The organism is Candidatus Villigracilis vicinus, assembly GCF_016702885.1.
In the GTDB taxonomy this organism is placed as follows: domain Bacteria; phylum Chloroflexota; class Anaerolineae; order Anaerolineales; family Villigracilaceae; genus Villigracilis; species Villigracilis vicinus.
Genome location: NZ_JADJDD010000001.1, coordinates 432,896 through 458,075 on the forward strand (window position 1 = coordinate 432,896; position 25,180 = coordinate 458,075).

Below are 25,180 nucleotides of genomic sequence, written 5' to 3' on the forward strand. Positions count from 1 at the left end.
GATTTTTCTCCTAAAAATAATGTTCCCGACAATACTGAAGTTGGCTTTGTTCCTCTTCATCTCTTATGGGAAAACGCTATCTTGACAAACATGGATTTGAAAAGAAGCGTTGGTCTGAAATAAAAAAAGGATATACCCATTTTGCGGATGGTGATGTTTTGCTTGCAAGAATTACGCCAAGTTTCGAAAATGGCAAAGGTGGAATCGTTCAAGGTCTTCCAAATGGAATAGGCGCAGGAAGCACCGAGTATTTTGTTTGTCGTCCTAGAAAAGAATTACTCCATCCGAAATATTTACTTGCTTTGTTCAAAACATATAATTTTCTTCAAGATGGCGCACGAGTAATGCAAGGCGCAGTTGGTCAGCAAAGAGTTCCAAAGCAATATGTTCTGGAACATGAAATTCCACTTCCCCCGCTCGACGAACAAAACGCATTGCCGAAAAACTCGATCCCTGCTCGCCCGCGTGGACTCGTGCCAGACTCATCTGGAGCGCGTCCCGCAAATTCTCAAACGCTTCCCGCCAGTCCGTGCTTGCGGGCGGCTGCGTCAGGTCGCTTGACGGAGGATTGGAGGGAGGAGCAAAAAGAGGTTGAAATGGGGAGATTGCAAAGAATTTTAGCGAAGCTCTTTCCAATGCGCAACGCCAAACGGAACGAAAGCATTTAGAAGATTTGTTACAAAATTTATCTGCCAATTTTATTTCTAATGGTGACTTGCCTGAATCTTGGGCTTTTACATCCATTGATTACATTGGGTTAGTTTGCAATGGAAGTACACCGTCACGCAAAGTTCCCAGTTATTGGAATGGTGATATTCCTTGGATAAGTTCTGGTGAAGTTCGAAACTCTATTATCAAAGAATCCCGAGAACAAATTACACAAGAAGGTTATAAAAACAGTTCGGTCAGGCTTTTGCCAAAGGGAACTGTTTTATTGGCTATGATAGGTGAAGGTAAGACAAGAGGACAAACGGCTATATTAGATATTACTGATAAATCAAAATATGGCGGCTATTGTTCTTGACCACGGGTTAGTTAATTCAAAGTATCTTTGGTATTGGCTTCAGAGCGTGTATGAAGCCAATCGCCGAGTTGGTAGTGGGTCTGGTCCGCAAGCGCTTAATTGCCAAAGAGTGCGTGAACTGCCTTGTATTTTGCCACCTCTGAAGAACAAGCCGAAATCGTGCGGCGGGTCGAAAAACTGTTTGCCTATGCCGAACGTCTCGAAGCCCGCTACACGTCCGCGTCCGAGCATGTCGAGCGGCTGACCCCGTCCCTGCTGGCGAAGGCGTTCCGCGGGGAGTTGGTGAGTCAAGAGCAAGGATGAAGGCGGAATAAAAAAATTATATATTCAGAAAGGATATCTAGATGTCTGATCACTCAAATAACCTCGAATGCCGTGTACCGGCTAATCTACTGCTGGAGGCTGCTCACCAAATCTTTTCGTGTGGAAAAAGCCCATTGGTATTTGTGTTGCTAGATGCAGTGCTTGAGCAATATCCCGACCATGCCCATGCGCACTTGATGTATAGAATATATAAGGAATCTCTTATGCCGCCCAAAAGAGATGCTGTTTAGGTTTTTGTTGATATTGTAGGGCGTGGCAGGAAGATAGAGAGAAAAAGGGCTTAATGTGAAACCTTCAAACACTTGCAAGATTGTGCGATTGTACATGTCTGCTAGTGAGGGATGGGTAAATATAAATTTAGAATAGGTTACTCAGGAATATGAATGATGAATATTATTGCGGTGATGATTTCCCTGGCGAAATTGTCCGCGTGGTGAGGAAAAAAGAATAACCAATGAAAATCATTTCAGGTGCAGACGGATGCAGGGGCGGCTGGGTGGTGGTCTCAAAGGATCTAGAGTCAGGAAATATCTCCTGGCGTCTATGCCGCACTTTTGAAGATATCCTCAAAGGTACAGACTTCCCGGAAGTTCTCGCCATTGATATACCGATTGGACTCAAAGAAAAAGGTGGCAGATTGTGCGATCAGTCCGCGCGAAAGGTTCTTGGTCCAGTCAGAAGCAGTTCTGTTTTCTCCGCTCCACTTCAGCAGGTACTCAAATCAACTTCCTACTTGGAAGCCTGCTCCATCAGGGAAGGTATTGAAGGAAAAAGAATGTCCAGGCAGGCATACGCCATTCTGCCGAAAATCCGGGAAGTGGACGCTGTAATGTCGTCTGCCCCTAATCTTCAAAGTCAAGTTCGGGAAGTGCATCCAGAAGTGAGTTTTCATTTTATGAACGAAGCAAGAACTCCGCTTCAAAGTAAAAAAACCGCTTCGGGACGCCAGGAAAGGCTGGCTTTACTCACTCCGATATTTGGAGATGGCGTTTTCCAAGCATTAGAAGCAAGGAGAGAGCTGTCCTCTCAGCCCGATGATGTTTTGGATGCCTTCGCTGCGCTGTGGACTGCTGAACGAATATATCAAGGAGTAGCTCGGCCGCTTCCAGAATTCCCTGAAGTGGATTCTAAAGGGCTACGCATGGAAATCGTATATTAGCCAGGAAGCCCAAGTGAAAACAAAACCGGATAAAAAACTCTCCATCTCCAAGACTGACTACAAGGTTGCGCGCTCCTGTGCTGCCAAGCTCTACTACCGCATGAACAAATACCCGTCCACCAAGGAAGAGGATGAGTACATCGAACTGCTTGCCGAAGGCGGATACATGATCGGCGCGATCGCCAGCCTGCTCTTCGCGGATGCGGTTCTGGTAGATGAACCCGATCACGACAAAGCCGTGGCAATGACCCAGGAGTATTGCAAGCAGGAAAACATCGTCCTGCTCGAAGCCGCCTTTGAGAGCAAAGGCAAGTTCGCCCGCCCGGATATCCTCATCAAACAAGGCGATGCCCTGACCCTGATCGAGGTCAAAGCCAAGTCTTTCGACTCCGGTGAAGAAAATCCGCTGCGCGGAAAGCGTGGCGGCATCGCTTCGGGCTGGCTGCCCTACCTCGAAGACATCACCTTTCAGGCACTCATCCTGCGTGAACTCTTCCCACAATCCTCGCTCACCTGCGAACTGATGATGCCAGACAAGACCAAGACCACCGCCATCGATAAACTGCACTCACTCTTTGCCCTCAATCAGATCGCCGAAGATGACAGCGGATATCCGCGTGCCCGCTTCACCTTCACCGGGGATGTGGACGAACTGCGCCGCAGCCACTTCCTAACCCGCATCACTGTGGACAGTGAGGTTGGCGAGCTGCTCCCCGAAGTTTCTGCTGCCGCTGAGGTCTTTATCAAGAGCCTCAATCCACTCACCAAACTCCCCGTACCAATCTCCTTCGCCTGCAAAGATTGCGAGTATCGCGTGGAAGATGAACTCAAGAACGGTTTTCATGAGTGTTGGGGTGCGCTGGCGGACCCAGACCCGCACATCCTTGAGTTGTATTATGGCAGCCAGGTCAAAGAAGTGCAGGCGTTGATCGAGGCGGGCAAGACCAGCCTGTACGACCTGCCCGAATCCGCTCTCAGCAAGAAAGACGGTTCAATGGGTCCGCGTGCCCAGCGTCAGTTAATTCAGATGCGGAATTCCAAATCCAAGACCGAATGGATCGAACCTGCTCTGGGCGATATTCTTGCCTCGCATGCCTATCCGCTGCACTTCATCGACTTTGAGACTTCCGGTTTGGCAGTCCCTTATCATGCAGGCATGCGACCGTTCGAGAATGTGGCTTTTCAATGGAGCTGCCATTCTATTGAAACACCAGGCGCCGAACCGATCCATACGGAGTGGATCAACCTCGAAGATGCTTATCCTAACTTCGCATTTGCCGAGTCGTTGATGCATCAGCTTGGGCGCAGCGGCACGGTCTACATGTGGGCGACACATGAGAACAGCATTCTCAAGCAGATCCGCTCCCAGATGAATGGACGCCATGAAAATGCTAAACTGCAAGATTGGCTGGACTGGATCACGGATGGTCGTCTGGTGGATATGAACGACCTGACTCTCAAACATTACTTCCACCCGGTGATGAAAGGCAGGACCTCGATCAAGAAGGCGCTGGATGCGGTCTGGCAGTCCAATGAGGGTTTGAGAAAACGCTATCCACAATATGTGAAGGAAAAAGATGGCAAGCTGCTCAGTCCGCACAAATCCCTGCCGCCGTTGGAGATCGCCGGGCAGGCTGCTGTGGTGAACGAGGGCACCGGGGCGATCACGGCGTATCAGGCGATGTTGTACGGTCCGCAGGCGATGCGCAGTCAATGGAAGCATCTGCTGTTGGAATACTGCAAGCTCGACACCCTGGCAATGGTGATGATCTATTGGCATTGGCAGGAAAAGCTCAATAAAAAATAGGAGATCATTATGAACGAACCGAACTACAATCAAAGCAACAATATGACCTTGCTGCCCAGCAGCACATTAGCGATCGTCAGCTTGATCGCGGGGATACTTGGCTTTACTTTGTTTCCCTTCCTTGCCAGTATCGTGGCGATCTGGGCAGGGCACGAAGCGAGAAAAGAAACCCGTTCCGTTCCTCCCAAAGCCTCAGGAGACGGGATGGCAACCGCGGGGATCATTATGGGCTGGATCCAGATCGGGCTGACCGTCGTCTCGATCTGTTGTGTCATTGCCTACTTTGGTTTCTTCGCTGCAATGTTCGCCACATCAGGACAATAGAGAGCAATAATGTTTTCATGCGAGGGGATGGTGCATGTTTTGCCGCTCACGAGTTCGGAGCGCACCCATTTCGCAACTTGTGCGACCGTGAGAAATTCCAAACTAAGTAATGCTTCTTCGTCTGAAGGTATTTTTCCGGTTGTCATAAGATCTCCCTGGAGCCGGTGGGGAAGGAAAAACGAGAAACCCCGGCTCCGATGAATTTCTTCATCAGAAACCGGGGTTTCTTTGCGCAGAGTTACGCTCTGCGGTCCCGACGGGATTCGAACCCGCGATCTCGGCCTTGACAGGGCCGCATGTTAGGCCGCTACACCACGAGACCAATTAGTTAAGCGGGCAGTAGTTTACCATGAGGCTATATCCATGTCAATACAAAGTAGGCGTGAATAGTTTGGCAGTTTTCAAAATGGAATGAAACCCTCAATTACCCGGAGATTTGCCTGTTTTGCCTTGCCTTTTTGTAAACTAGACACCCTCGAACTTGACACAATGAATACCATGTTCTAAAATTGTTTTGTTATGCCCCAAGGCAACTTTCTATTATATCTATTCCCTTGGGTGTAAAAAATCCTCAAGGAGGGCTGGCTTGTCTAAGAACCGTACACAGCAAATGGTAGATCGCTTGCGTGAGCTACAGGCATCATCTCCCGACATTGAAGCATCCGCGATTGTAAGTGTGGATGGCTTGAGCATTGCGTCTGCCCTGCCACAAGGTGTGGAAGAAGATCGTGTGTCAGCCATGTCCGCGGCGATGCTTTCGTTGGGTGAAAGAATCGCTGGCGAATTGGGCCGTGGTTCACTCGAACAGGTTTATATTAAGGGGTTGAAGGGCTATGTTGTCCTTATATCGGTGGGTGAAGAAGCAGTTCTTACCGCCTTGGTACGTGAACAGGCCAGGCTTGGCCTGATCTTCCTTGATATGCGACGCGCCGCTGAAGATCTGGCGAAGTTGATTTAATGGAGTTATTATGAGCCCCGTCCAAAATGCTGGTCTGTATTACCCGAATAAATTTGGCTTGATCACCATCAAATCTCTCGAAGAGGTGATGGGCAAGAATGGTTTGAACGCTATTCTTAACCTGGCTGGGTTAAGTCACTATATAGAAAACTATCCCCCTGATAATTTGGATAAAGGTTTTGACTTCGCCGAACTTTCCGCCATCGGGTCTGCTCTTGAAGAAATGTATGGTCCTCGTGGTGGGCGCGGTCTTGCCTTGCGCGCTGGACGAGCAACGTTTGCCGACGCGCTTAGAAACTTTGGAGCATTGGCTGGTGCAGCAGATCTGGCGTTCGTTGTTCTTCCGCTTCAATCCAAGCTCAGAATTGGTTTGCCTGCCTTTGCCAAAATATTCTCCCAGTTGAGCGACCAACAGACCACAGTGGAAGAGAAAGATACCGAATGGGTGTGGACAATCCATAAATGCCCATGTTGTTGGGGACGTTCAGCGGTTGATAAGCCAGTTTGTTTTATTTCCACTGGTTTATTGCAGGAAAGTTTAAAATGGGTTTCTGGCGGAAACGAATTCCGTGTCAACGAATCCAAATGCGTTGCGATGGGCGACCCGGTTTGTGAGTTCATCGTTCAAAAAGAACCAATTTCATAATAACAAGGTCTGAGCATGGCAGACGCAAAGCCGAAGATCCTCATAGTTGAAGATGATCCTGATGTTGCCGAGATGTTGACGGCGTATTTTCGCACCCAGGATTACGATGTGTTCACCGTAAATTGGGGGGAGGATGGTGTGCGCTCTGCATTACAAGTTAACCCCGACTTGGTTATTTTAGATATCCGCCTTCCGGATATTGATGGTTATGAAGTTGCTCGCCGCCTCCGTACTGACCGACGAACTGCTACTATTCCGATTATTTTTCTCACCGAAAAACGGGATCGCGCAGATCGCTTGCAAGGACTGGAGCTTGGCGCTGATGATTACATTACCAAGCCTTTTGATGTTCAAGAGCTAAGATTGCGTGTACGAAATGCTCTAAAACGTGTAAGTCAGGGATCGTTGACCAACCCTGTTACCGGGCTTCCTGAAGGTACGCTTGTAGACGAAAAACTTTCCGAGGTTCTTGGAAAGGAAAACTCTTCCCTGTTGTACATCTCAATCGAGAACATGGGGGCATTCAGAGAATCTTATGGGTTTGTCGCTTCCGACGATGTGCTTCGGGCGGTCAGTTTGATGATCGTCAATACGATGCGTGAATTTAGCCGCCCTGAAGACTTTCTTGGACATCTAAGCGCTACTGAATTCATTTTAGTGGTTCCTCCTTCCAACTTGGCGGCATTAAATGACAAACTCCGCTCTCGCTTGGATCAGTCGGTTGAATATTTTTACCCTATTAAAGACCGTGATCAGGTTGCCAAACGGACAAACCGTCTTGGGGTTAGAATAGTCGAGATGGCTTCATTGAAAAATCGAGCAGGGGATGTGGCTCAGATTAAAGCTGAGTTAATGAACTCAAAACCATAGGAGCATGGTTTGCAAATTACGGTTGTCATTCCTACATATAACGAAGCGGAGAACCTTCCTAACCTGGTCTCCGCTTTATTTTCGCTTCCACTTGATTTGTCCCTTCTAATTGTCGATGATAATAGCCCGGATGGTACAGGGCAACTGGCAGAGAAGCTGTCTGAAAAGCACGCGAACCGGATCGAGGTTCTCCATCGCCCCGGAAAAATGGGATTACGTTCAGCGTACCTGAATGGTTTCCAAAAAATACTGGCGGGTGATTCTCAAGCAATTGTTCAAATGGATGCCGACTTTTCTCACGACCCAAACGTTTTGGTCGATATGGTGAAGCTTCTCGAAACGAATGATGTAGTCCTTGGGTCGCGTTATGTGCAAGGTGGTTCAGTAGATAAAAAATGGACTATCTGGCGTAAGGGGCTTTCTGCTTTTGGGAATTTTTATGCGCGTAGTATATTAGGGTTGCCGCTTCATGATGTTACAACGGGGTACCGAATGTGGCGAAGTGGTACATTGAAGCAAATTCCATTTGAACGTATTCAATCGAGTGGTTATATTTTTTTAGTCGAAATGATCTATCTGGCACATTGTCTTGAATTTAAGATCGGTGAGGCTCCAATCTATTTTGCGGATAGACGCTGGGGAAAGTCTAAAATGTCCTTTAAGATTCAAGCTGAAGCAGCTATTCGAGTGTGGCAGGTTTGGTGGAATTATCGCGATATACGCAAGTCAGGTAGGGCTGCAAGGGTGTAGTTTTGGGCTCAGAGTATTGGGGGGTATTGAGTTTGCGTTTTTGTAAAGTAGGACAAACCTGGTGGGTTTATAATTAAGTTTGCGCATTATTTCACTAGTTTTTTCGTTTAAAATTCAGGCTTATAATTGGTCTATTCATATCAAGGAGAACGTTATGTCTCAAAAACGGCATTCTTTTTCAATTCTTGCCATCATTGTTTCAATGGTGTTTTCTTTGCTTGTACCCACTCGCGCATCGGCTGATGATGTTCCTCCATCAGAACCGGTGAGTCAAGAAGAAGCTTTGCCGCCTGAGCCAGCCAGCGAGGGTCAAGGGGTGGATGTGGTTATTATTGATGAGGCAGGGCAGACTGTCCAAATGTCAACTCCTGAAGGCGAAAATGCCTTGTTGAATGGGCAACCGGTTTGGTGCCCTGATGGCTCAAGTTTGGGTGAAGCGGGGTGCTCGGGGTCTTATGGAAGTATTGGGGACCTGCTTGTTGATGTTTCCTCCTCGAATTCCTCTCAAGATGGAACAATCTATATTCAGACAACAAGCGCTGAGGCAGCTGGTGTAGCAGAAATGCCTTCGGCTGATCAAGCGTCCGATCTGCTTCAAGAAAGCGAGAATGCAGTTGTTGGTATTCAAGTGGGGGATGAGATGGTCGATGTTGTTGATGTTGACCCAAACGTTCAAGCAAACGCTGTTGCGCCATGCGTGGAAGGTGAAGCTTCAGGGGTGGAAAATGCCGATTGTTCGGGCTCCGTTGTCGGCGCTGTGGCTGAGGCGCATATCGTTGATTCTGACCCGAGTTATGCGGTCAATGTTGATCCAGTGGCGGAGGTTCCAGCCGATGCCCCAGTCGCGGTTGAAGTTGCGCCGGAAACAGAAGAAGTATTAAGTGAACCTGCTCCATCTTTGGATGCTCCAGTTGAAGTTGTGTTGAATGATGAAGTAGCGCCTGTTGAACCGGCGGTTATTCGCGACCCAGTTTGGTGCCCGGGGGCGAATGCACCTACTCCAGGCGCTTTAGGATGTACAAATTCTTTTGCCACACTTGGTGATTTGGTAACCCATCTTTTGTTAAATGAGCCTGCACAGGATGGCACGATCTGGATAGAACAAGGAGCTGATTTAACCGGGGCAACAGTTGACCTTGATGGCTCAGCTACTTCCGGATGGGAGGCGTACTCGCTGGCACTTCAGGGTGGTTGGGATGGTATTTCTGGTAGTGCGAACACTCCTGGTATTTCGTCGTTTGCGAACCCTATTTATATATACGGATGGGGCGGGAATGTTTCGATCAGCCGTATTCTTATCCATGATACAACTGAGTTGGGCTTGGGAGTCAATACTCAGGGAGATATTGTTTTGGATAATGTATCTGCCACAGGGAATGACTTTGGTGGCGTAGTTTTAGACAATTGCGACTGGGGTTATGACGATAGTGACCCGGACCCTGCTAATTGGTATTGGCGTTGTTTTGGTGCAGGTACCGGGTCTGTGTATGTGGATGGAACAAATAGTAGTTTTTCAGATAATGGGAGTATCGCTTTTGGTGGGAATGGGCTTGGTATATATTCGAATGGCGATGTTGTACTTAATAATATCACCGCAGACCGGAACCAGTTAGGCGGGGGGTACGTAGGCGGAACTGGGCTTGAAGTGGTATCGACTTTTGGTGATGTTGTTGTAACTGGTACTAATCAGTTTTATGCCAATTCAGTGTCTGGTGCCAGCTTTCAGGTTCAGAACGGCGGAAATTTATACCTGGAAAACCTGAATGTTAATAATACAGACTGGAATGGAGTTTCTGCCAGTCTTGATACAGGGGATGCTGTTGTTGCTGGAAATAATTCTTTTATAAATACAGGCGGAGATGCGCTCATTATCCTTTCGAATGGTGAGATTTATGCTGAAAATATATACGCCAATATGACAGGCGGGTTGCATTTGGAGACGCATAATGGCTCTGTTTATCTTGCCGGCTCGAATTATTTTTACAACACTATCTATCAAGGGCATGTTGTGTTCATTCAGGCTTCCAATGATATTTTTATCGAGAACACAGTCAGTGTGGGCGGTGATAATGGGGATGGCATGAAGCTTGGAGCAAATGGCGACGTAACCATCAATTGTAGTTATTCGGCGAATAACAGTGAGTATGGCTTGGAGGTCGGGTTTAATGATTGGTTGACGGGGAATCCGTTGGATCCAACGTCGGTTAATTTGAATAGTGTAGCGTTTTCCAATAACGGTTTTGGCGATTATGTTGTTTATGGGTTGAATACGGTGCTAAACACCGATTCGGGTTATCCGTGTCCAGTTCCTGCTAGCGGCGGCAATGGAAATGGAGATAATGATGGCAGAGGTTCAAATTCATCCCAGCCGATCAGTTCCCAGTCGTTTTTGCCGTCTTTTCCCCTTCCTTTCAATATTATCTCTTTTGGTAATGAAGGGTTGAGTTCTCCCATACTCCTGGATTGCTCCACGAATAGCGGAGTTGTTCTATCTTTTGTAAATGGGTTTTCAGCTACTTATATTTGCCCTGCTTCGGGTAGTGCAAGTATGACGATTATTGGAGACTCCAACGGGCTGCCCGGAGCTTTGCCTGAAGGGAGTACATTTGTCGTTGGATTAAATGCGTTGTTGACGAATGGTGTTGTTCCATTTGTTGATGGACGATTGCAGATGTCCTTTCCTGTACCGGCTGACCTACTTGGCGCAAACCTGTCAGTTTTATTTTGGAATGGGACTGCGTGGGTGGAACTTTCCACGGTAGTGTTCACAGATGGCAGCCTTGTTTATAACAGCGGCTTCATTACGCCGGATGGGAAATTTCAGTTTGAAACGAATTTCCCGGGTATCTTTGTGCTTGTAAAAAAATAGGATTATTGAAGTTTTTCCGGCATGTGGGGCGCACCAAATGCGCCCCACATGCCGCTTAATTTTGTAAATGGTGAGGAAATCTGGTTTATGTTGAAAAAAAGACCGGGCATGCTTTTTATAATTCTAACCTTCCTGATCTCCGCTTGCAGTTCGCAGACTTCTCCAAATGGTACGGCTGTTGCTGCGTCCCCGACGGTAGTAGATCCGTGCAGCGCTGAAGGGTTGCCTGTCGAGGTGGAGAAGATCCACAAGCATATGCGGGAATTTGATGATGCTTCATTAATAGCAGCGAATGCGCCCATAAATCAATTAACCGATGTTATCTCGGAAATGCAGAGAATTCGCAGAGATACGGAGGATCAGTCTGTTCCTGCCTGTTTGACAGACTTAAAGAAAATTCAATTGGCTCACATGAATACTGTCATCGAGACTACAGTTGCCTTTTTGGGGGGCGCTGACCCTGAAATATTGCGGGAAGGAATCGCCCTTTCGCGGCAGCAGCATAATCAATATGCGATCGAGTATGCGCGCTTGCTGGGTTTGACCGTGGTTGTATTGCCAACCAGCACTCCTTTGATCCCTGCAGCTGGGACGCAAGCCCCCAGCCCTTCAGGTTATGTGGCGGTCAACTCTGGTACGGATGATGTCCAACTTTATTCAGAACCGTCTGAAACATCATCTGTAATGGCCGTGCTTGTGGCGGGTGGTTCGGTAAACATTCTGGCTCAAAGTTCGGATAGCGTATGGTTGTCAGTAGCATTGCCTGGTGATGGTAGTCAGTCTGCGTGGGTACAGGCATCCCGGGTCACGATCTTGCCTTCACCCTAGTTTTTAGAATAAGAGATTTATTCTTCCCCCTACTCAAAACCAAGCCAATCTGATAATATACTTGCCTCAAGCCTAAGACCTTGTCCTCGGCCAACCCTGGTCGAGGACTTATTGTGCCCAAGTATTGACACTTTCAAAATGGAATAAATATGATAATCGAACGAAACGAACTCAGAAATATTGCTATTATTGCCCACGTTGACCATGGCAAGACCACATTAGTGGATGGGCTCCTGCGTCAATCCCATACCTTCCGTGAGAACCAGCACGTAGAAGAACGTGTGATGGACTCCAATGACCTTGAACGCGAGCGTGGCATTACCATCCTTGCCAAGAATACAGCTATCAGCCTGATGGACCCCACTACCAATCAGCCGATCAAGATCAATATTGTAGACACTCCCGGACATGCCGATTTTGGTGGCGAGGTGGAGCGTGTTATGAATATGGTGGACGGCGTGCTCCTGCTTGTCGATGCGGCAGAAGGACCCATGCCGCAGACGCGCTTTGTATTGAAGAAAGCGCTTCAAATGGGGCATAAAGCCATCGTTGTGATCAATAAGGTGGATCGCAGAGACGCTGAGCCGTCTCGCGTATTGAATGAGACTTTTGATCTTTTTATCGAGTTGGGTGCAACGGAAGAGCAGGCTGATTTCCCGGTCATTTATGCCCAAGGATCTGCGGGCAAGGCGGGGCTTACTCCTGAACTGAGCCCTGATCTGCAGCCCTTGTTCGATGTGATCCTCAAACATATCCCTGCCCCTAAAGTGGACCCTGACGCGCCTTTGCAGTTGCTTGTTACCATGTTGGGGTATGACGATTACCGTGGTGTGACTGCCATTGGGCGTGTTTTTGCGGGCACCATTAAAGCGGGTCAAAAAATGGCGCGCATGAAGTTGGACGGGACGGTTGCACCTGAGAGTGCTCGTTACTTATATACTTTCAAAGGTTTGAACAAGGTTGAGATCGGCGAGGTTAAAGCCGGTGACATTATCTCATTGGCAGGCTTGGAAGGCATAGCCATCGGTGAAACTCTAGCGGACCCGGCGAACCCTGTTGCATTGCCGACCATCAAAGTGGAAGAGCCGACCGTCCGTATGACTTTTGGTGTAAACACCTCTCCGTTTACCGGTAAAGAAGGGAAGTGGGGAACTTCACGCAAACTGCGCGAACGTTTGTTTGAAGAGCTGCGCACCAACGTTTCTTTGCGGGTGGAAGAAACTGAGTCGGCAGAGAATTTCCTGGTTTCCGGGCGCGGCGAGTTACATCTTGGTATCCTGATCGAGACCATGCGGCGCGAAGGTTATGAATTTCAAGTCTCCCGCCCTGAGGTTATTTATCACAAAGCCGACGATGGTGTGTTGCTAGAACCGTACGAAGAAGTCCATGTTGAAACCAGTGCTGAAACCGTTGGTGTAGTTGTGGAGATGCTTGGAAGTAGACGCGGCAGAATGATGGATATGCAGGATACGGGTCAGGGAATGACGCGCATGGTTTACATTGTCCCAACGCGCGGTTTGCTTGGTTTCCGCTATCAATTCCTTACGTCAACACGCGGTGCTGGTATTATGCATACCATTTTTCATGGATATGATGAAATTGGCGGGGCAATGGCTTCGCGTCCAAGAGGCTCACTTGTTGCCTGGGAGGCAGGCACGACTACTGCTTACTCACTCAAGAGCGCAGAAGAGCGTGGAGAATTATTTGTTGGACCTGGCGTTGAGGTGTACGAAGGCATGGTGATCGGCGAAAACTCTCGCGGAACTGACCTTTCTGTCAACGTCTGTAAAAAGAAGCATCTGACCAACATGCGCGCTTCCGGCGGTGACATGGAAATCCGCCTCACCCCGCCGCGCCAGATGTCCCTCGACGAGGCGATCGAATATCTCTCTGATGACGAGTTGCTCGAAGTGACTCCCGAATCGTTTAGAATCCGTAAGCGTATTTTAAATACAGATGAGCGCGGTAAGCAAACGAAGAAGTCAAAAGAACAATTTGGTGACGAATAGAACTCAAGAGCCATGTAATTTAGCATGGCTCTTTTTTTATCGATAATGCTAACACCCCAGGACGATGGTCTTGCTGCTGTTCGATCCTGCAGTGTTGTAAGCGATTATGCTGTAGCCTGCAGTTTGCCCGGATAGTAAAGTGATCTTTTCCTTGAATTGGGTGGTGTTCGCCGAAAGCTCTGCTATGACCACATCATTTCGAACGACACGGTAACCAGTCTCGTCTTCTTTGTCTGACCAGGATAGTGTTACATCCGCTTCATTCGTGGCGTAATCGCAGAAGATATCCCATTTTTGCAAACTGACATTTTCAGGCGCGTTCGCCTTAGGTGTGGGTGGCGCAGTGACAGTTGGAATTGCGCTGACGCTTCCGGATGGTGTTACAAATTCGCCTGCCACCCAGCATGGACCCGCATCTGTTGAAACGAGCCAATGACTTGGTGGATAGTAGCCAACGATCTCCACTGAAAAACCGGGTTGAATTTGTGTAACAAGTTCGTAGTTTACGCCGGGACCTGTGCGGCAATTCGTCACGTCTTCGAAGCTGGCGAAAGGATTCGAAGATGCTGCAGATGTGGAAGCTCCTGATGAATTATTAGCTGCTGTCGGGCTGGCAAGCGGCGATGGGTCGTCGAGTGCTGCCTGAACGGTTAATGCGGCAGCAGTGGCGACGCTTGGCGAAGGAGATCCCGAGCCGGGAAGGTTGCATGCGGAAAATAGAAAACTTGCGGCGATTAGAAAATAGAAAAGTTTTTTCATGGCTGTTCCATTATGAGATAAAGCATGATTGCTTCTTTATTTTTCAATAACAACAAGAGATTGGATCAGTTCATCTAAAGCATTGAGAGAAGGGCTGAACTGGTCTCCATTACTGGTTTCTATGAGTTGATTGATTGTTCCATAAAAGGATGCGAACTCTTCATTGCTTGTCAATGGCTTGCCAATATATTCACCTAGAAACGGCGCATCAACCTTGATGATGAATGAGACGAAGTATTTCTCATCATTGGTAATGCCCTGGTAAAGATAGGTCATGGTCGTACTGGATAGAGGGTCGGCGGAAAAAGACTTGGTGATGAGGTAACGGTATCCGGTACCATTCTTAAAGTCAACCGGGATAAGCTGAGCGTCAATGACACTGCCTGCACCCGCTAGGCGTGGAAAGTCAACGTGATGGTCAGTTTGCCCATCAAGGACTGCTTTTAAATTATCTAGCACACCTGCCTCAAGAGCATTGATATCATCAGAACGGAAGACACGAATCGCAGGAGAGAGAATCTCAGCACTGTCTCCCGGATATGCGCTGAACAAGATGCGGGCATTTTGCGGGTACGGTAATTCGAATGGCAGAGATACTTCGTATACTTCTTCAACTGAAGTGTTGACGGTGTTGTCGATGCCATTCGGAAAATCAAAGCCGACAATGATACCCATTTCGCTGAATGTGAAAACATTTTCCGCTTCTATTTCGGATTGGGGAGCGGGCTCGGTTTCAGTGGTTGGACTCGCTGCAGAAACTTCTGTTGCAGCAGACTCTTCTGTTGCAACAGACTCTGTGATTGGTACTTCGGCTTCTGGTATAGAAGGAATTTCAGTTGGCAGAGCAGGTCTGCACCCAACGAGAATAGATAGGGTCAATAGGATGGCTGCGTTTCGAAAGGTGCGTCTCATAGCAATGTAACGCTTTCCTGTTCGCTTGGGTCCTTATAGGCAACTTCAATAATCACTTTTTTGGTCATGCGGCTCCTATTTTATTTGGATAGATTGAACAAGCATATCCAAAGTGTTCAGATTAGGCTGAAAAGAATCTGGGCTGGCGGCATTCAAGATATCCGTGATGCCTTGATAGTATGCGTTTATGCCAGTCTCATCCTGAATGGGGTCACTCGGATATGGCACCCCGTCTGCTTCAGGATTTTCTACTGTGGATTGTAACGGCAATACGATGGGGAAGACGATCGTAATCATATACTTCCCATCATTGGAAAGCCCTTCGTAATGATAAAAACTGGCATTATTAATTACACGACCGGGGAACTGTCCATATTGTGAGAGCATGCGGACACCATTGCCGTTATTTAATATGAGTAATTTTGCTTGTGCTGCATAATGTTGTTCCGCTGCGCCCTTGAAAGGCACGCTGGAAAGATTCTCATTCGTCAATGGCGTGGATGGATTTGTGAGGATCGCCTGTAATTTTTCTAAACTGCTCGCTGCCCACGGGTTTACGTCAGCATATTCCTTCGCTGGATAAATGCGGATTACGGGTGAGAGACCTTCAGAAACTACCGGGTAGTCTGCAAGTGTAAATTGGATATATTCTGGCGCGACGCCCCAGGGTCCACCTCCCGATTCGTCTACGGAAGGAACGGTCTCACTCTTCGCGCCAGTGGCTAGCCCGTCTGGAATAGTAAAACTGATATTTTGATACGTAATTTCTATTCCTGTTGGTTGGGAAGGTTGTTTGCTCTCTGCAGTTTGTGTTACCGCTTGTAACGTGGCAGCCACTATTGTTTCAATCCCAGACTGATCGGAGACTCCGGCGGGGGCAGTTCCACCGCAGGCAAGTGTGACGAAGATTAAGGTCACTAGTGATATGTAGTATGTTCTTTTCATTCTCTCCTCTATTTAATGCGTAGAATTAAAAACCTGTAACTTGCATGGACGCGATCATCTCGTCGAGGGCATCCAGGAAGGGGTTGAAATTATAGGTTTCGGTGGAGTTTAATTTTTGGGCTACAGCATCCAGGTACCCTGGAAAATCATCCATGTTGAATGGCACTCCGTCTGCTGGAACAGGGGTATCAATATTCCCATCCGCAGGCAGGAATGCAGCATTGATCGGCAGGATTGCTTGCACAAAATACTTATTGTCTGATGTTACGCCTTGATAATAGTAAAACAGCGCGTCATTGGTGATCGGACCGAAGTTTTGCATGACTTGGGTCAGATAACGCACCCCATGCCCATTCTGGAAATCAAGTGCATGGATTTGGACGGTGAAATTTGTATCCAGTTCATCAGGTAAGGGTTGCCCGTCTATGTATTGAGTAGTTTGAAGAACTTTTACAGTACTGGCGGTCATTTCACTGTATTGAGAATACTCGTCGGCACGAAAGATCATGATTCTGGGCGTGTATACACTGTTACTTACGGCATACAAGTTGAACTTGATGCTGAGGTGCTGTGGCATGTCACCGAGGGAGGGATTTACGTATGGGTATTCAACCTCGGTGGTCATGGATGAAGTGGCATTGTTGGCAACACTATTGGGAATGAGGAAAGAGATTTCGGCAGTTTGTAGTGGTGTGCCGTCAGGGGTAAGTTGCCCATCAGCTTCTGTAGCAGGGATTTCGGTAACTGCGCTGAGAGGTGCGGCCGCAGTCAGTGCTTGTACGGTTTCAGCAACTGCGGTTTCAAGGTTGGTTTGAGAGGGTTGTGTAGCGGGGGCACTTAACCCACATGCCATTGTTGCTATGAGCGCGAAAATTAACCATGGGATTGCCTTTTTCATTGCATTAACTCCGTTGAAAAGCTTTATTTGATTTGAGACTGAGTTTAATTGCTTGAGAGGAGTTCTCCCATGACCCATAAATACTATTTGGATGTATTCGGTGAAGATAAATGAGAGAGTGAAATTCGCCACCTGAAAGTAGGGCAGGCGGCGGGGTGGGCGAGGCGTTATATCCTGAATTTTGAGACTGGAGGTTTATTTATATAACTTTGATTTGTGCCGATTTTTCCAGCCGGTCTTTTATTAGGAATGGGATGTATAAAATAAAGAAGATGAAAAATGCCACCAATTCCAATTGAGGGATATACCAAGGCCAGGGTGAAAGAATATCCATGAGGGTTGGCGAAGGCGGCTTTTGAGCTATGAACAGGTAATTACTGCCAATGGCGTAATTAAAAAAGAAAATAAATATCATATAGATATTCGTCCAAATGAAGATACGCTTGAAAGATGCCAGGGTGGGGCGTAACCCTTCAACAACGGTCATGAAGATCGGAATGGTGATGATCAATCCATGCGCGATGAGAGTCTGCATGATGCGGTAATGCGGAATGTCATACACAATGGCATCAGCGGGTGTAAGGAACGCTTGTAGTGCACCGCCGATACCCAAGAAGTAAGTAAAATCATATAGACTGCGATTATCGGTCAATGCAGTGTAGACGGTAACCCAGACCATTACACTGCATAAGTGAAGCGGCAGCATGGTTTGAATATTCCAGATGCCCCAATAAGCCGACCAGATATGTAAACCAATTTCGTTGAGAGCTAGTGCAATTGCAAGTACCTTTCGTATGTTGTCCTTTTGTGTTTTTCCCCAAGTGTTTCGAAAGTAAATAAACGATAGCCAGATAAACACAAAGATCCCAATAACGGTCAAGTGTTTCGGACCAAATATCTGTAATTGTGTTATTGTCGGCTCTACTGAAAACACGTCAAACATGTGCGCTCCCTGTTTGTTGGCTCTTTATCCAACGATTTGTGATTTACGTGTAGAGACGAAAAGAATAATTGCCCCAAATACAAAGAAGATCGGTCCGCAACAAACGGTCCAAACGACAAAGTCGCTGAGAGGGGCACTTTTATTCGTGTCTGTTAATGATTTGCCAGGGTTGTTTGGGTCGTAATAGACGGTGATGGATGCGCCCTCTGCTGGTGACTTGCTGACCAGTGCGCCTATTTCTGAGTCGCTCCCGGAATACGTGATACCGTCCACACTATATTCATAATCATAAGAATATTTTTCTTCGTTCCGGTTGATATCTCTAGTGAAAAATGAATTTGTTACTCTTCCGCTGGTCTCCAGCCAATTGAGGCGTTGTATGGTGCTGAAGTAAGCGATTGTTCCAAGGACGAGCGTCAATATTATGGAACCGATCATCATTGTGACACCGATGAGCTTTCCGCGTTTATTCATCTTTGTTTCGTTTGCTCGTAGGGTTTCCGGGTCTAGTTTGCCGATCATAAATTCTCCTTGTTGCACGCACAAGTTACTTGATTGATACGATTCTTCCGCCGGTCATTTTTTGCAGATCTTCTGTTCTTAATTCAAAAATGGCGTTGGGTGTGCCTGCCGCCGCCCACACTGAAGGATATTGTTGGAAGTCTTCGTCAATGAAGGTTTCCATTTTTTCAGTAAGACCGATAGGCGGCACACCGCCGATGTCAAAACCTGTCACTGCTCGGACAAAATCAGCATCTGCTTTGCCGATGGCTTCACCCGCAAATTCCCCGATCCGCTTTTCATTTACCCGGTTGGGACCGCTGGCAAGCACAAGGATCGGTTTGCCGCTGGCTTTTCCGCGAAATATCAGCGATTTAACGATTTGACCCAGCGCACAACCGGCTTGATCTGCAGCTTCCTGCGCGGTGCGCGTTGATTCAGTATGTTCGACTACCTCATATGGGTAGCCATACTCTGTGAGAATGTTCTGTATTTTTTGAGCAGATGAAGAAAGAGGGGACATTCAAATATTATAAAATACCCGTGACTTAAAGTTGTGCATTCCCTCACATACCTGAAAGGTTATTCAAAATCGAGATATCGGCAACACCTGATGTATGTATAATTGCAGGATGACAACTCAAGAAGAAATATACAAAACCGAAGGGGATAAATACGAAGCCCTGATCGCGCGGGAGGATCATCTGGGAAATATCCTCAAGACCTTGCGCGAAATTACACCTCTTGAAAACCGCCTCGTTTTAGACCTTGGGGCTGGTACTGGGCGATTGGCCTGCATGCTTGCTCCATATGTAGGCAACGTCCATGCATTTGATATTTCAGAAGAGATGTTACGGGTATGCAAACAGAAATTCGGCAAAAGCGGACTCTCGAACTGGCAGGTGGATATCGCTGACCATCGTAAATTGCCTGTACCTGACCAATCTGCTGACTTGGTCGTCTCTGGATGGAGTGTGAGTTATCTCGCAGTGTGGAATCCTGATACATGGCGGGAAGCAATGGAAGCGTGGCTTGCCGAGATGCGTCGAGTGTTGAAGCCGGGTAGTTACATTGTCCTGTTTGAGTCATTGGGAACGGGTAACGAGAGACCGATCAAGCTGGATCATTTGCAAAATTTCTACCCCTGGTTGGATGAAGTCGGCTTTCAGAATAAATGGATCCGCACCGATTATAAATTTGAATCTTTGGGAGAAGCCGAAGAACTTTCCCGCTTTTTCTTTGGTGATGAATTGGGGAATAAGGTGCTGCAAAATAACTGGATGATTCTGCCCGAATGCACTGGCGTGTGGTGGTTGAAAATTTAACAATAGACATTGGGTGTGCCCAATGTCTATTGTTAATGCTTTTAGTCTAACCTTGTTTCTTAAAGCCATTCTTTAGCGCCATCACCAGTCCTGTCAGGATCAATGCAATACTAGAACCAGCGAACAGCCATTTAATGGTAGTAAGCAGGAACAGCAGCCAGGCAAGTGCAATCGGTGTGTCAGGGAAGACCGACACCAGAATCACAATCACAATATTTTCCAGAAGGTCGAAGAACCAGGCGCCAAGCGGCAGGATGTTGAGCTTTCGTATACCATTATTTGTTGCAAATCCGCGTTGGAATAACCAGGAGATCGCCAGCCCAAAGAAGAATAAATATACGATTGGATAAATAATATCCACCGTTAATTCTACATTGCGATAAAAAGGGCGCCCAAACTCGCCGTATTGCTCGATCATGCCGAAGACCTTTTCTGGTGTGGCGAATATCATTAGGTCCAAAGGCATAATCCCACCCTGACCACCTTGCATCATGCCTTGAATAAGCGGCAACAGGAACCCGCCAAAGAAACCATCCAGAAGAAGCAGGACAAGTACCAACCAACCTTTTGCCCATTGATAGAATTTATTTGAAAGATTTTGCAGCATAAAGCCTCCATTTGTAAAGTTAATAAGAAAACACGCCGCCCGGTTAATGGTAGCGTGTTTTGCCCCGTACTTTAGTAGGGGGCTTCTTATTTCATCACTGTGTCGCCGTTGCGTAGTGAATCTTCCACCCGGCTTTTATGTTCTCCGTGCATAGGCATGGATTCCATTTCTTCCAGAGAGTAATATCCAAAAGCGGTGGTCTCATTGCTCAATCCCAACTCGCCTTCAATAACCTCTACTTCAAAGTTTAATACCACGAAAAAAGCCTTGCTTCCATCATTGTAGATCACCAGTTGGTCGGGATTGCTGTATACACCGAGTAAACGTGTGGCGCGAACCTTCAACCCGGTTTCTTCCCATACTTCCCGTTCGCAAGCTTCACTGGCGCTTTCGCCAGCCTCCATTTGCCCGCCAGGTAGGCACCAACGCCCATTGTCTGTGCGTTGAGTGAGTAATACTTTGCTGCGATCTTTGTCGAATATAACCGCACTGCATCCAACGCGCAGCACGCCTTCCTTTCCGAGCCTGGGTCCAAAAAGAACTTGAGACATTATTGAGTTTCCTTCTGTAAATTATAACGGCTGCGAAAATTTCGCAGCCGTTGTTTTATTTGATAAAGGTTCCGTTTTTCAAGTCGCGCAGCGTTTGTTCGATCTCTTCACGTGTATTCATCACAAAAGGGCCATATGGCACGATCGGCTCTTTGAATGGTGCGCCAGTCATTAGCATAAAGCGGACGCCCGCTTCACTCTTGACTTCGACCTGCTCGCCATCATCATTGAATACTGCCATGCTGACAGATTCTACAACTTCACCTGAAAACTCACCGATTCCTTCAAAGACGTACATCAACGTGGTGTGACCGGTTGGAACAGGATGAACGAATCTGGAACCGGGTGCTAATTTCACATCCATGTAAAGAGGTGAGGCGGCGATCTCGGTCACGGGACCACGGATACCATCAATTTCACCGGCGACGAGGCGTGTTGTGACGCCTTCTTTTTCAACGACAGGAATGGCTCCCGACAACACTTCCTGATAGCGGGGTTCGCTCATCTTTTGCGTGGCAGGCAGGTTGACCCAAAGTTGAAATCCATATATGTTGCCGTTCGCACTTCGCCGTGGCATTTCTTCATGTAGAATGCCACGACCACTGGTCATCCATTGCACATCGCCTTCTGCGATCGTGCCCATATTCCCCAGGCTGTCTCTGTGGCGGACGGTTCCCTCAAGCATATACGTGACAGTTTCGATACCGCGGTGCGGATGGGTGGGAAAACCGCGAATGGGTCCTTCAAGCGGGTTGTTGAAAGCGAAATGGTCGAAAAGCAGGAATGGGTCAAATTTGTTGCTGGCGTGTGGACCAAAGGAACGGCGCAACAGAACGCCTGCCCCCTCGATCACAAGATTGGGTTCGATAATGTGAGATATGGTTCGGGTTTTCATAATACAATGACGAGGTGAAAGCAAACTGACTTACCTTGGGTGGTAACACTTAACTTTTATAACACCCTGTAATTCTGCTCCTTTTCGTCCCCAAATTGGTTCCGAGTCTGTTTTGATGTATTTGTATTCGGTATAGGGGAAAGATGACTGCAAGGTGAGAGACTCGTTGGATTGGTGGTAAATAATGCATGTTCCCGGCTCATACTTCGGGTCATCATTTGCCGTGATCTGTATCTTGTTTGGGTTGCTCACTAACAGGGAATAGAACAGAATGTTTGGGTATGTAACGTAGGGCTCATTTAAGAATATTATTTTATCTGGTTTTTGGTCAAGGGCAAATTGAAGACTTTCTTTAAAACCAAAACTTGCCATTGCGTCAATGCTTCTCGCTGGGTAATTGAAAAAATAATCGATTTGATAATTAATTACCTCAATTGCAAAAAGGATCGTGATGCCAATTAATAAATACCGACGGACCGTTTGGTGTTGAATTTTAGAAATTCGATATAAACCGTAGCATGAGATTAATAAAACATAATACCCTAATAGGATGCTGCGCAAAGAGTGTGGTACCCCCTCTGAAGTCAGGGAGGCGGCGATCGGCGAGAAGATCAGGTTGATTAAAAGGAAAAAATAAAATTGTCTTGACTTTTCCTTGAACGCTACCTGTGCCAGACCTGCAAAAAACAGAACGGAAACGGAAAAATAAATGGCACCACCATGTCCGGTTGCATGCCGAAAATTAGAGTCTCCATGGAGTAGTAAATAATTTGGAGAAAGATATGTAAGGTAATTCTGAATGAAAATGGAAAATTTTTCCTGGATGGGAATAAGGGCGTTCACATATGTTAGTTTTGAGAACCGTGAAGTGATTGCGCCCGGCTGCCTGACGATAAACATGATAAAAGGGAGCAGCCCAACCAGGAAAGCAGAGCTGATCAGCACCAATTTTCTGAGATTATTTTTACTGATATATATTCCCCACATTGCGAAGAAGGTTAAAAAGGTCAATAACCGTGCTGTGGAATAAGTGTATATCGAGGTCCCTAGGACTATCCCGCAGGCTATTGCTTTTAGGTTTTCGTATTTGGACGCATTTTCTTGATGAAAATTATTCCAAATGAGGAGTAGAAAGCCTGAAATCCATGAAAGTTGGGTAATGACCTCAAATGCGATTCTTGATACGGTGAAAAATGATGGAAGAAACCCAAACGAGAGTAAAAGATATATTTTAATTGGATTGCTATTCGGAAATATTTGGATGGTTAATATATATGTAAATGCAAGTGCGATACCAAAGAAAATAAAGCTGGTAAGGCGCAAGTTGAATTCAGATACCCCGAATAATTTGAAAATAATAGCTGTAGCGTATATGAAAGGTGCGTTTTTATAATCGCCGACGGATTTAAAGTAAATGGGGAGTCTGTTGCCATATTCATCAGCACCTGTGGAGGAGATCAGTGCCGCATTGTATCCAATAGAGGTTTCATCAATATAAAGCCCGGCAGGTATTGAATTAGTAAAAACCAGATGGGTAAAAAGAATTACAAGGAGCATCCCTATGATCAGGATGGTGCCCTTTGTAATATAGTGTCTATTTCCTTGATTGACTGAATTAGCCGATACTGTAGCTTTTGTATGCATAAAAACTCTCCCTTTGGTTGGCAGCATACTCGATGATTAGGTAAACATCTTCTCGATTTTAAAAACCTCTTTGTTGAAATTTCATATTATTCTGGCATGTTCATGGCGTTTTTACAACTGACAAAAATCACTATCTGAATTCCGCTTTCCCTTTTATGTACGATAACCAATTAGTAATCACCTATACAAACAAAATACCGGTCTTGTATTGAACGTCACAAGACCGGTATTTTGTTATTTAATAAAACATGCGACTGGAGATTATTTAACTGCCAGCCCAGCTTTTTGACTGAAGCCATTCCACGCCATCGAGTGCAGGATGGATTTTCTGGCGGGGATCGCTTCAACGCGCTTGAGCCAGTCTGCTTCTGCGGTGCGTCCTTCGGCGAAACATGCACGGCTGAATTCTGCGCGTTCCTGTGCAGAAGCGGACTGCAACTTCAGCGCACCGGTGATGAAGCGCTTTTCCATTTCGTCGCGTTCGGGGGCGTAGGCTGCAAGTCGCTCGTGATAATTATCGAGCACGGCACGATGCAAGCGTTCATGTGACCAGAACAGGGAGTTGGAGTCAGCCAGGTTGGTGGGGGCAGGCTCATCGGTAAGGAAAGATGCGGAATCCAACCAGAAGGGTTTGAATAGACTGGTGCATGGGGCGGAGGTCCCGGTGGCGAAAAGGATCGGGTTGGACTTATCCATATAAGCCACCAGTGAGGCTGTACTCTGGCTGATGCGAACCGGACCAAAGCCCGCATGCATACAAACATCTTGATCTGCAACACTGGTGCGCGGGTCGAAATTCTCATCGTTGTGGTGCCGCAGGGTGGACATCATGGTTTCGATGCTGACGTTTCCTTTTTGCTTGTCGAGTGCGCTAAAGGTAGTTTCGCGGCGGGTGAGCCCTTTACCAAAATTTGTGTAGAGGAAATCGTTAAAGTCGCGGGCAAGGTGAAGTTCGTTCTGTGGTTTTGAAACCCCTTTTTGCTTGGCGAACCCCACCAGATTTTCTGAAGAAAGGTCGTATTGATTTCCAATGGTCAGGCAGTTTGAGATCGTGTACACATCTTTTACCTGTTTTGCTGCCCATTGTTTGTCGATCGTTTCGAGTACCCAGGCATCGTCGGCATTGGCGATAAGGAAACTGTTGTGGTAGTACATGCTTTCGCCATGTGCAGCACAATTGCCGCCCTGACCGAATTGTTCAAGCAATTCTATAATGACCTGCATCGCCTCGCGGGGAGTGATGGCGCGTTCAAGGGCAGCACGCAGCATGTCCATACCAAGCAGGGCTGGTTCTTTGTTGGCGGGAACCTTGGAGTAAATGGCTTCGTTACCGATCACCAGCCCGTGTTCATTGGCGCCCATTTCTGCACCCCACATCCAAAACGGCTTGGATAGAAAGACTGCATGCGTATGTGCTGCTTGTGGTATTTCAATATATGTGCATTTGACTTTACTACCCGGAGTATGGTCCGCAGCTGGAAAGTGAACGAGGTGTTGCCCCTCGTTTGGCGGTCGGTCTGAGTTTTTTCCGAAAACGGCGATCCCGTTCGTTGTTGCGAGTTTTGTTGCGATGAGAGTGTCACACATTGAAACCTCTGAAGTATTTTCTCGGATAAGCGAAGATCGTAATTA

26 protein-coding genes and 1 tRNA gene are annotated in these 25,180 nt (G+C 47.0%); 14 read left to right on the plus strand and 13 right to left on the minus strand.

The window, feature by feature from the left end; all coding sequences use genetic code 11:
• The first annotated feature begins 65 nt into the window (after positions 1 to 65).
• The 6 genes from IPG80_RS02125 to IPG80_RS02150 all read left to right on the plus strand — a co-directional run bounded on the left by IPG80_RS02125 (position 66) and on the right by IPG80_RS02150 (position 4,638).
• Positions 66 to 668, plus strand: a complete 603-nt coding sequence (locus IPG80_RS02125; RefSeq protein ID WP_345102153.1) for a hypothetical protein — start codon at positions 66 to 68, stop codon at positions 666 to 668.
• A 47-nt stretch (positions 669 to 715) separates the two neighbouring features.
• Positions 716 to 1,024: a restriction endonuclease subunit S gene (locus IPG80_RS02130; protein WP_345102156.1), complete on the plus strand. Its 309-nt coding sequence runs from the start codon at positions 716 to 718 to the stop codon at positions 1,022 to 1,024.
• Between the two features lie 123 nt (positions 1,025 to 1,147).
• Entirely contained in the window at positions 1,148 to 1,327 is a 180-nt protein-coding gene (locus IPG80_RS02135; RefSeq protein ID WP_345102159.1) for a hypothetical protein, read from the plus strand.
• A 475-nt stretch (positions 1,328 to 1,802) separates the two neighbouring features.
• Positions 1,803 to 2,507, plus strand: coding sequence for a DUF429 domain-containing protein (locus IPG80_RS02140; RefSeq protein WP_345102162.1), 705 nt, complete (start codon positions 1,803 to 1,805; stop codon positions 2,505 to 2,507).
• Between the two features lie 13 nt (positions 2,508 to 2,520).
• Positions 2,521 to 4,314, plus strand: coding sequence for a DUF2779 domain-containing protein (locus IPG80_RS02145; protein WP_345102165.1), 1,794 nt, complete (start codon positions 2,521 to 2,523; stop codon positions 4,312 to 4,314).
• Positions 4,315 to 4,323: 9 nt separating this feature from the next.
• Positions 4,324 to 4,638, plus strand: a complete 315-nt coding sequence (locus IPG80_RS02150; RefSeq protein WP_345102168.1) for a DUF4190 domain-containing protein — start codon at positions 4,324 to 4,326, stop codon at positions 4,636 to 4,638.
• Positions 4,639 to 4,886: 248 nt separating this feature from the next.
• Here IPG80_RS02150 and IPG80_RS02155 read toward each other — a convergent pair.
• A tRNA-Asp gene (locus IPG80_RS02155) sits at positions 4,887 to 4,960 on the minus strand.
• 288 nt (positions 4,961 to 5,248) lie between these two features.
• On the opposite strand from IPG80_RS02155, the gene IPG80_RS02160 reads away from it, so the two are divergent.
• The 7 genes from IPG80_RS02160 (at position 5,249) to typA (ending at position 13,568) form a co-directional block, all read left to right on the plus strand.
• Positions 5,249 to 5,596: a roadblock/LC7 domain-containing protein gene (locus IPG80_RS02160; protein WP_345102350.1), complete on the plus strand. Its 348-nt coding sequence runs from the start codon at positions 5,249 to 5,251 to the stop codon at positions 5,594 to 5,596.
• A gap of 10 nt (positions 5,597 to 5,606) precedes the next feature.
• Positions 5,607 to 6,242, plus strand: a complete 636-nt coding sequence (locus IPG80_RS02165; RefSeq protein ID WP_345102171.1) for a 4-vinyl reductase — start codon at positions 5,607 to 5,609, stop codon at positions 6,240 to 6,242.
• Between the two features lie 15 nt (positions 6,243 to 6,257).
• A complete protein-coding gene (locus tag IPG80_RS02170; RefSeq protein WP_345102174.1) occupies positions 6,258 to 7,112 on the plus strand; it encodes a response regulator in 855 nt (284 codons plus the stop codon).
• Between the two features lie 9 nt (positions 7,113 to 7,121).
• On the plus strand, positions 7,122 to 7,862 hold the full coding sequence (locus IPG80_RS02175) for a polyprenol monophosphomannose synthase (protein ID WP_345102178.1): 741 nt from the start codon (positions 7,122 to 7,124) through the stop codon (positions 7,860 to 7,862).
• Positions 7,863 to 7,941: 79 nt separating this feature from the next.
• Positions 7,942 to 10,731: a hypothetical protein gene (locus IPG80_RS02180; RefSeq protein ID WP_345102181.1), complete on the plus strand. Its 2,790-nt coding sequence runs from the start codon at positions 7,942 to 7,944 to the stop codon at positions 10,729 to 10,731.
• 48 nt (positions 10,732 to 10,779) lie between these two features.
• Complete coding sequence (locus tag IPG80_RS02185; RefSeq protein WP_345102184.1) at positions 10,780 to 11,559, plus strand: hypothetical protein; 780 nt, start codon at positions 10,780 to 10,782, stop codon at positions 11,557 to 11,559.
• Positions 11,560 to 11,708: 149 nt separating this feature from the next.
• Positions 11,709 to 13,568: a translational GTPase TypA gene (typA, locus tag IPG80_RS02190; RefSeq protein WP_345102187.1), complete on the plus strand. Its 1,860-nt coding sequence runs from the start codon at positions 11,709 to 11,711 to the stop codon at positions 13,566 to 13,568.
• Positions 13,569 to 13,616: 48 nt separating this feature from the next.
• On the opposite strand, the gene IPG80_RS02195 is transcribed toward typA, so the two are convergent.
• From IPG80_RS02195 to IPG80_RS02225, 7 genes are all read right to left on the minus strand, one after another.
• On the minus strand, positions 13,617 to 14,327 hold the full coding sequence (locus tag IPG80_RS02195) for an SH3 domain-containing protein (protein WP_345102190.1): 711 nt from the start codon (positions 14,325 to 14,327) through the stop codon (positions 13,617 to 13,619).
• Between the two features lie 36 nt (positions 14,328 to 14,363).
• Positions 14,364 to 15,239: a hypothetical protein gene (locus IPG80_RS02200; protein ID WP_345102193.1), complete on the minus strand. Its 876-nt coding sequence runs from the start codon at positions 15,237 to 15,239 to the stop codon at positions 14,364 to 14,366.
• A gap of 75 nt (positions 15,240 to 15,314) precedes the next feature.
• Positions 15,315 to 16,184, minus strand: a complete 870-nt coding sequence (locus IPG80_RS02205) for a hypothetical protein (protein WP_345102196.1) — start codon at positions 16,182 to 16,184, stop codon at positions 15,315 to 15,317.
• Between the two features lie 25 nt (positions 16,185 to 16,209).
• On the minus strand, positions 16,210 to 17,082 hold the full coding sequence (locus IPG80_RS02210; RefSeq protein ID WP_345102198.1) for a hypothetical protein: 873 nt from the start codon (positions 17,080 to 17,082) through the stop codon (positions 16,210 to 16,212).
• A 199-nt stretch (positions 17,083 to 17,281) separates the two neighbouring features.
• Entirely contained in the window at positions 17,282 to 18,025 is a 744-nt protein-coding gene (locus IPG80_RS02215) for a TIGR02206 family membrane protein (RefSeq protein ID WP_345102201.1), read from the minus strand.
• 24 nt (positions 18,026 to 18,049) lie between these two features.
• Entirely contained in the window at positions 18,050 to 18,547 is a 498-nt protein-coding gene (locus IPG80_RS02220) for a DUF3592 domain-containing protein (RefSeq protein ID WP_345102204.1), read from the minus strand.
• Positions 18,548 to 18,572: 25 nt separating this feature from the next.
• Positions 18,573 to 19,049 carry a YbaK/EbsC family protein gene (locus tag IPG80_RS02225; protein WP_345102206.1) on the minus strand — a complete coding sequence of 159 codons (477 nt, stop codon included), beginning with the start codon at positions 19,047 to 19,049 and terminating at the stop codon, positions 18,573 to 18,575.
• 109 nt (positions 19,050 to 19,158) lie between these two features.
• On the opposite strand from IPG80_RS02225, the gene IPG80_RS02230 reads away from it, so the two are divergent.
• Positions 19,159 to 19,851, plus strand: a complete 693-nt coding sequence (locus IPG80_RS02230) for a class I SAM-dependent methyltransferase (protein WP_345102209.1) — start codon at positions 19,159 to 19,161, stop codon at positions 19,849 to 19,851.
• A 46-nt stretch (positions 19,852 to 19,897) separates the two neighbouring features.
• Here the strand turns inward: IPG80_RS02230 and IPG80_RS02235 are convergent, their stop codons facing one another.
• The 5 genes from IPG80_RS02235 to IPG80_RS02255 form a co-directional block, all read right to left on the minus strand.
• Positions 19,898 to 20,458: a hypothetical protein gene (locus IPG80_RS02235; protein WP_345102212.1), complete on the minus strand. Its 561-nt coding sequence runs from the start codon at positions 20,456 to 20,458 to the stop codon at positions 19,898 to 19,900.
• A gap of 86 nt (positions 20,459 to 20,544) precedes the next feature.
• Entirely contained in the window at positions 20,545 to 21,009 is a 465-nt protein-coding gene (locus IPG80_RS02240) for an NUDIX domain-containing protein (protein WP_345102215.1), read from the minus strand.
• A 55-nt stretch (positions 21,010 to 21,064) separates the two neighbouring features.
• Positions 21,065 to 21,904, minus strand: a complete 840-nt coding sequence (locus IPG80_RS02245; RefSeq protein ID WP_345102217.1) for a pirin family protein — start codon at positions 21,902 to 21,904, stop codon at positions 21,065 to 21,067.
• A gap of 30 nt (positions 21,905 to 21,934) precedes the next feature.
• Positions 21,935 to 23,548 (minus strand): hypothetical protein, encoded by a 1,614-nt coding sequence (locus tag IPG80_RS02250; protein WP_345102219.1) that lies wholly within the window; start codon positions 23,546 to 23,548, stop codon positions 21,935 to 21,937.
• A gap of 261 nt (positions 23,549 to 23,809) precedes the next feature.
• Positions 23,810 to 25,135 (minus strand): C69 family dipeptidase, encoded by a 1,326-nt coding sequence (locus tag IPG80_RS02255; protein ID WP_345102221.1) that lies wholly within the window; start codon positions 25,133 to 25,135, stop codon positions 23,810 to 23,812.
• Positions 25,136 to 25,180 lie beyond the last annotated feature (45 nt).

Coding starts and splice junctions, on each gene's coding strand:
- IPG80_RS02220 (WP_345102204.1), bottom strand. CDS start 18,547: ATGATCGGCAAACTAGACCCGGAAACCCTACGAGCAAACGAAACAAAG.
- IPG80_RS02125 (WP_345102153.1), top strand. CDS start 66: ATGGGAAAACGCTATCTTGACAAACATGGATTTGAAAAGAAGCGTTGG.
- IPG80_RS02200 (WP_345102193.1), bottom strand. CDS start 15,239: ATGAGACGCACCTTTCGAAACGCAGCCATCCTATTGACCCTATCTATT.
- IPG80_RS02150 (WP_345102168.1), top strand. CDS start 4,324: ATGAACGAACCGAACTACAATCAAAGCAACAATATGACCTTGCTGCCC.
- IPG80_RS02250 (WP_345102219.1), bottom strand. CDS start 23,548: ATGCATACAAAAGCTACAGTATCGGCTAATTCAGTCAATCAAGGAAAT.
- IPG80_RS02225 (WP_345102206.1), bottom strand. CDS start 19,049: ATGTCCCCTCTTTCTTCATCTGCTCAAAAAATACAGAACATTCTCACA.
- IPG80_RS02160 (WP_345102350.1), top strand. CDS start 5,249: ATGGTAGATCGCTTGCGTGAGCTACAGGCATCATCTCCCGACATTGAA.
- IPG80_RS02185 (WP_345102184.1), top strand. CDS start 10,780: ATGCCGCTTAATTTTGTAAATGGTGAGGAAATCTGGTTTATGTTGAAA.
- typA (WP_345102187.1), top strand. CDS start 11,709: ATGATAATCGAACGAAACGAACTCAGAAATATTGCTATTATTGCCCAC.
- IPG80_RS02205 (WP_345102196.1), bottom strand. CDS start 16,184: ATGAAAAGAACATACTACATATCACTAGTGACCTTAATCTTCGTCACA.
- IPG80_RS02140 (WP_345102162.1), top strand. CDS start 1,803: ATGAAAATCATTTCAGGTGCAGACGGATGCAGGGGCGGCTGGGTGGTG.
- IPG80_RS02165 (WP_345102171.1), top strand. CDS start 5,607: ATGAGCCCCGTCCAAAATGCTGGTCTGTATTACCCGAATAAATTTGGC.
- IPG80_RS02255 (WP_345102221.1), bottom strand. CDS start 25,135: ATGTGTGACACTCTCATCGCAACAAAACTCGCAACAACGAACGGGATC.
- IPG80_RS02235 (WP_345102212.1), bottom strand. CDS start 20,458: ATGCTGCAAAATCTTTCAAATAAATTCTATCAATGGGCAAAAGGTTGG.
- IPG80_RS02245 (WP_345102217.1), bottom strand. CDS start 21,904: ATGAAAACCCGAACCATATCTCACATTATCGAACCCAATCTTGTGATC.
- IPG80_RS02195 (WP_345102190.1), bottom strand. CDS start 14,327: ATGAAAAAACTTTTCTATTTTCTAATCGCCGCAAGTTTTCTATTTTCC.
- IPG80_RS02210 (WP_345102198.1), bottom strand. CDS start 17,082: ATGAAAAAGGCAATCCCATGGTTAATTTTCGCGCTCATAGCAACAATG.
- IPG80_RS02215 (WP_345102201.1), bottom strand. CDS start 18,025: ATGTTTGACGTGTTTTCAGTAGAGCCGACAATAACACAATTACAGATA.
- IPG80_RS02230 (WP_345102209.1), top strand. CDS start 19,159: ATGACAACTCAAGAAGAAATATACAAAACCGAAGGGGATAAATACGAA.
- IPG80_RS02240 (WP_345102215.1), bottom strand. CDS start 21,009: ATGTCTCAAGTTCTTTTTGGACCCAGGCTCGGAAAGGAAGGCGTGCTG.
- IPG80_RS02170 (WP_345102174.1), top strand. CDS start 6,258: ATGGCAGACGCAAAGCCGAAGATCCTCATAGTTGAAGATGATCCTGAT.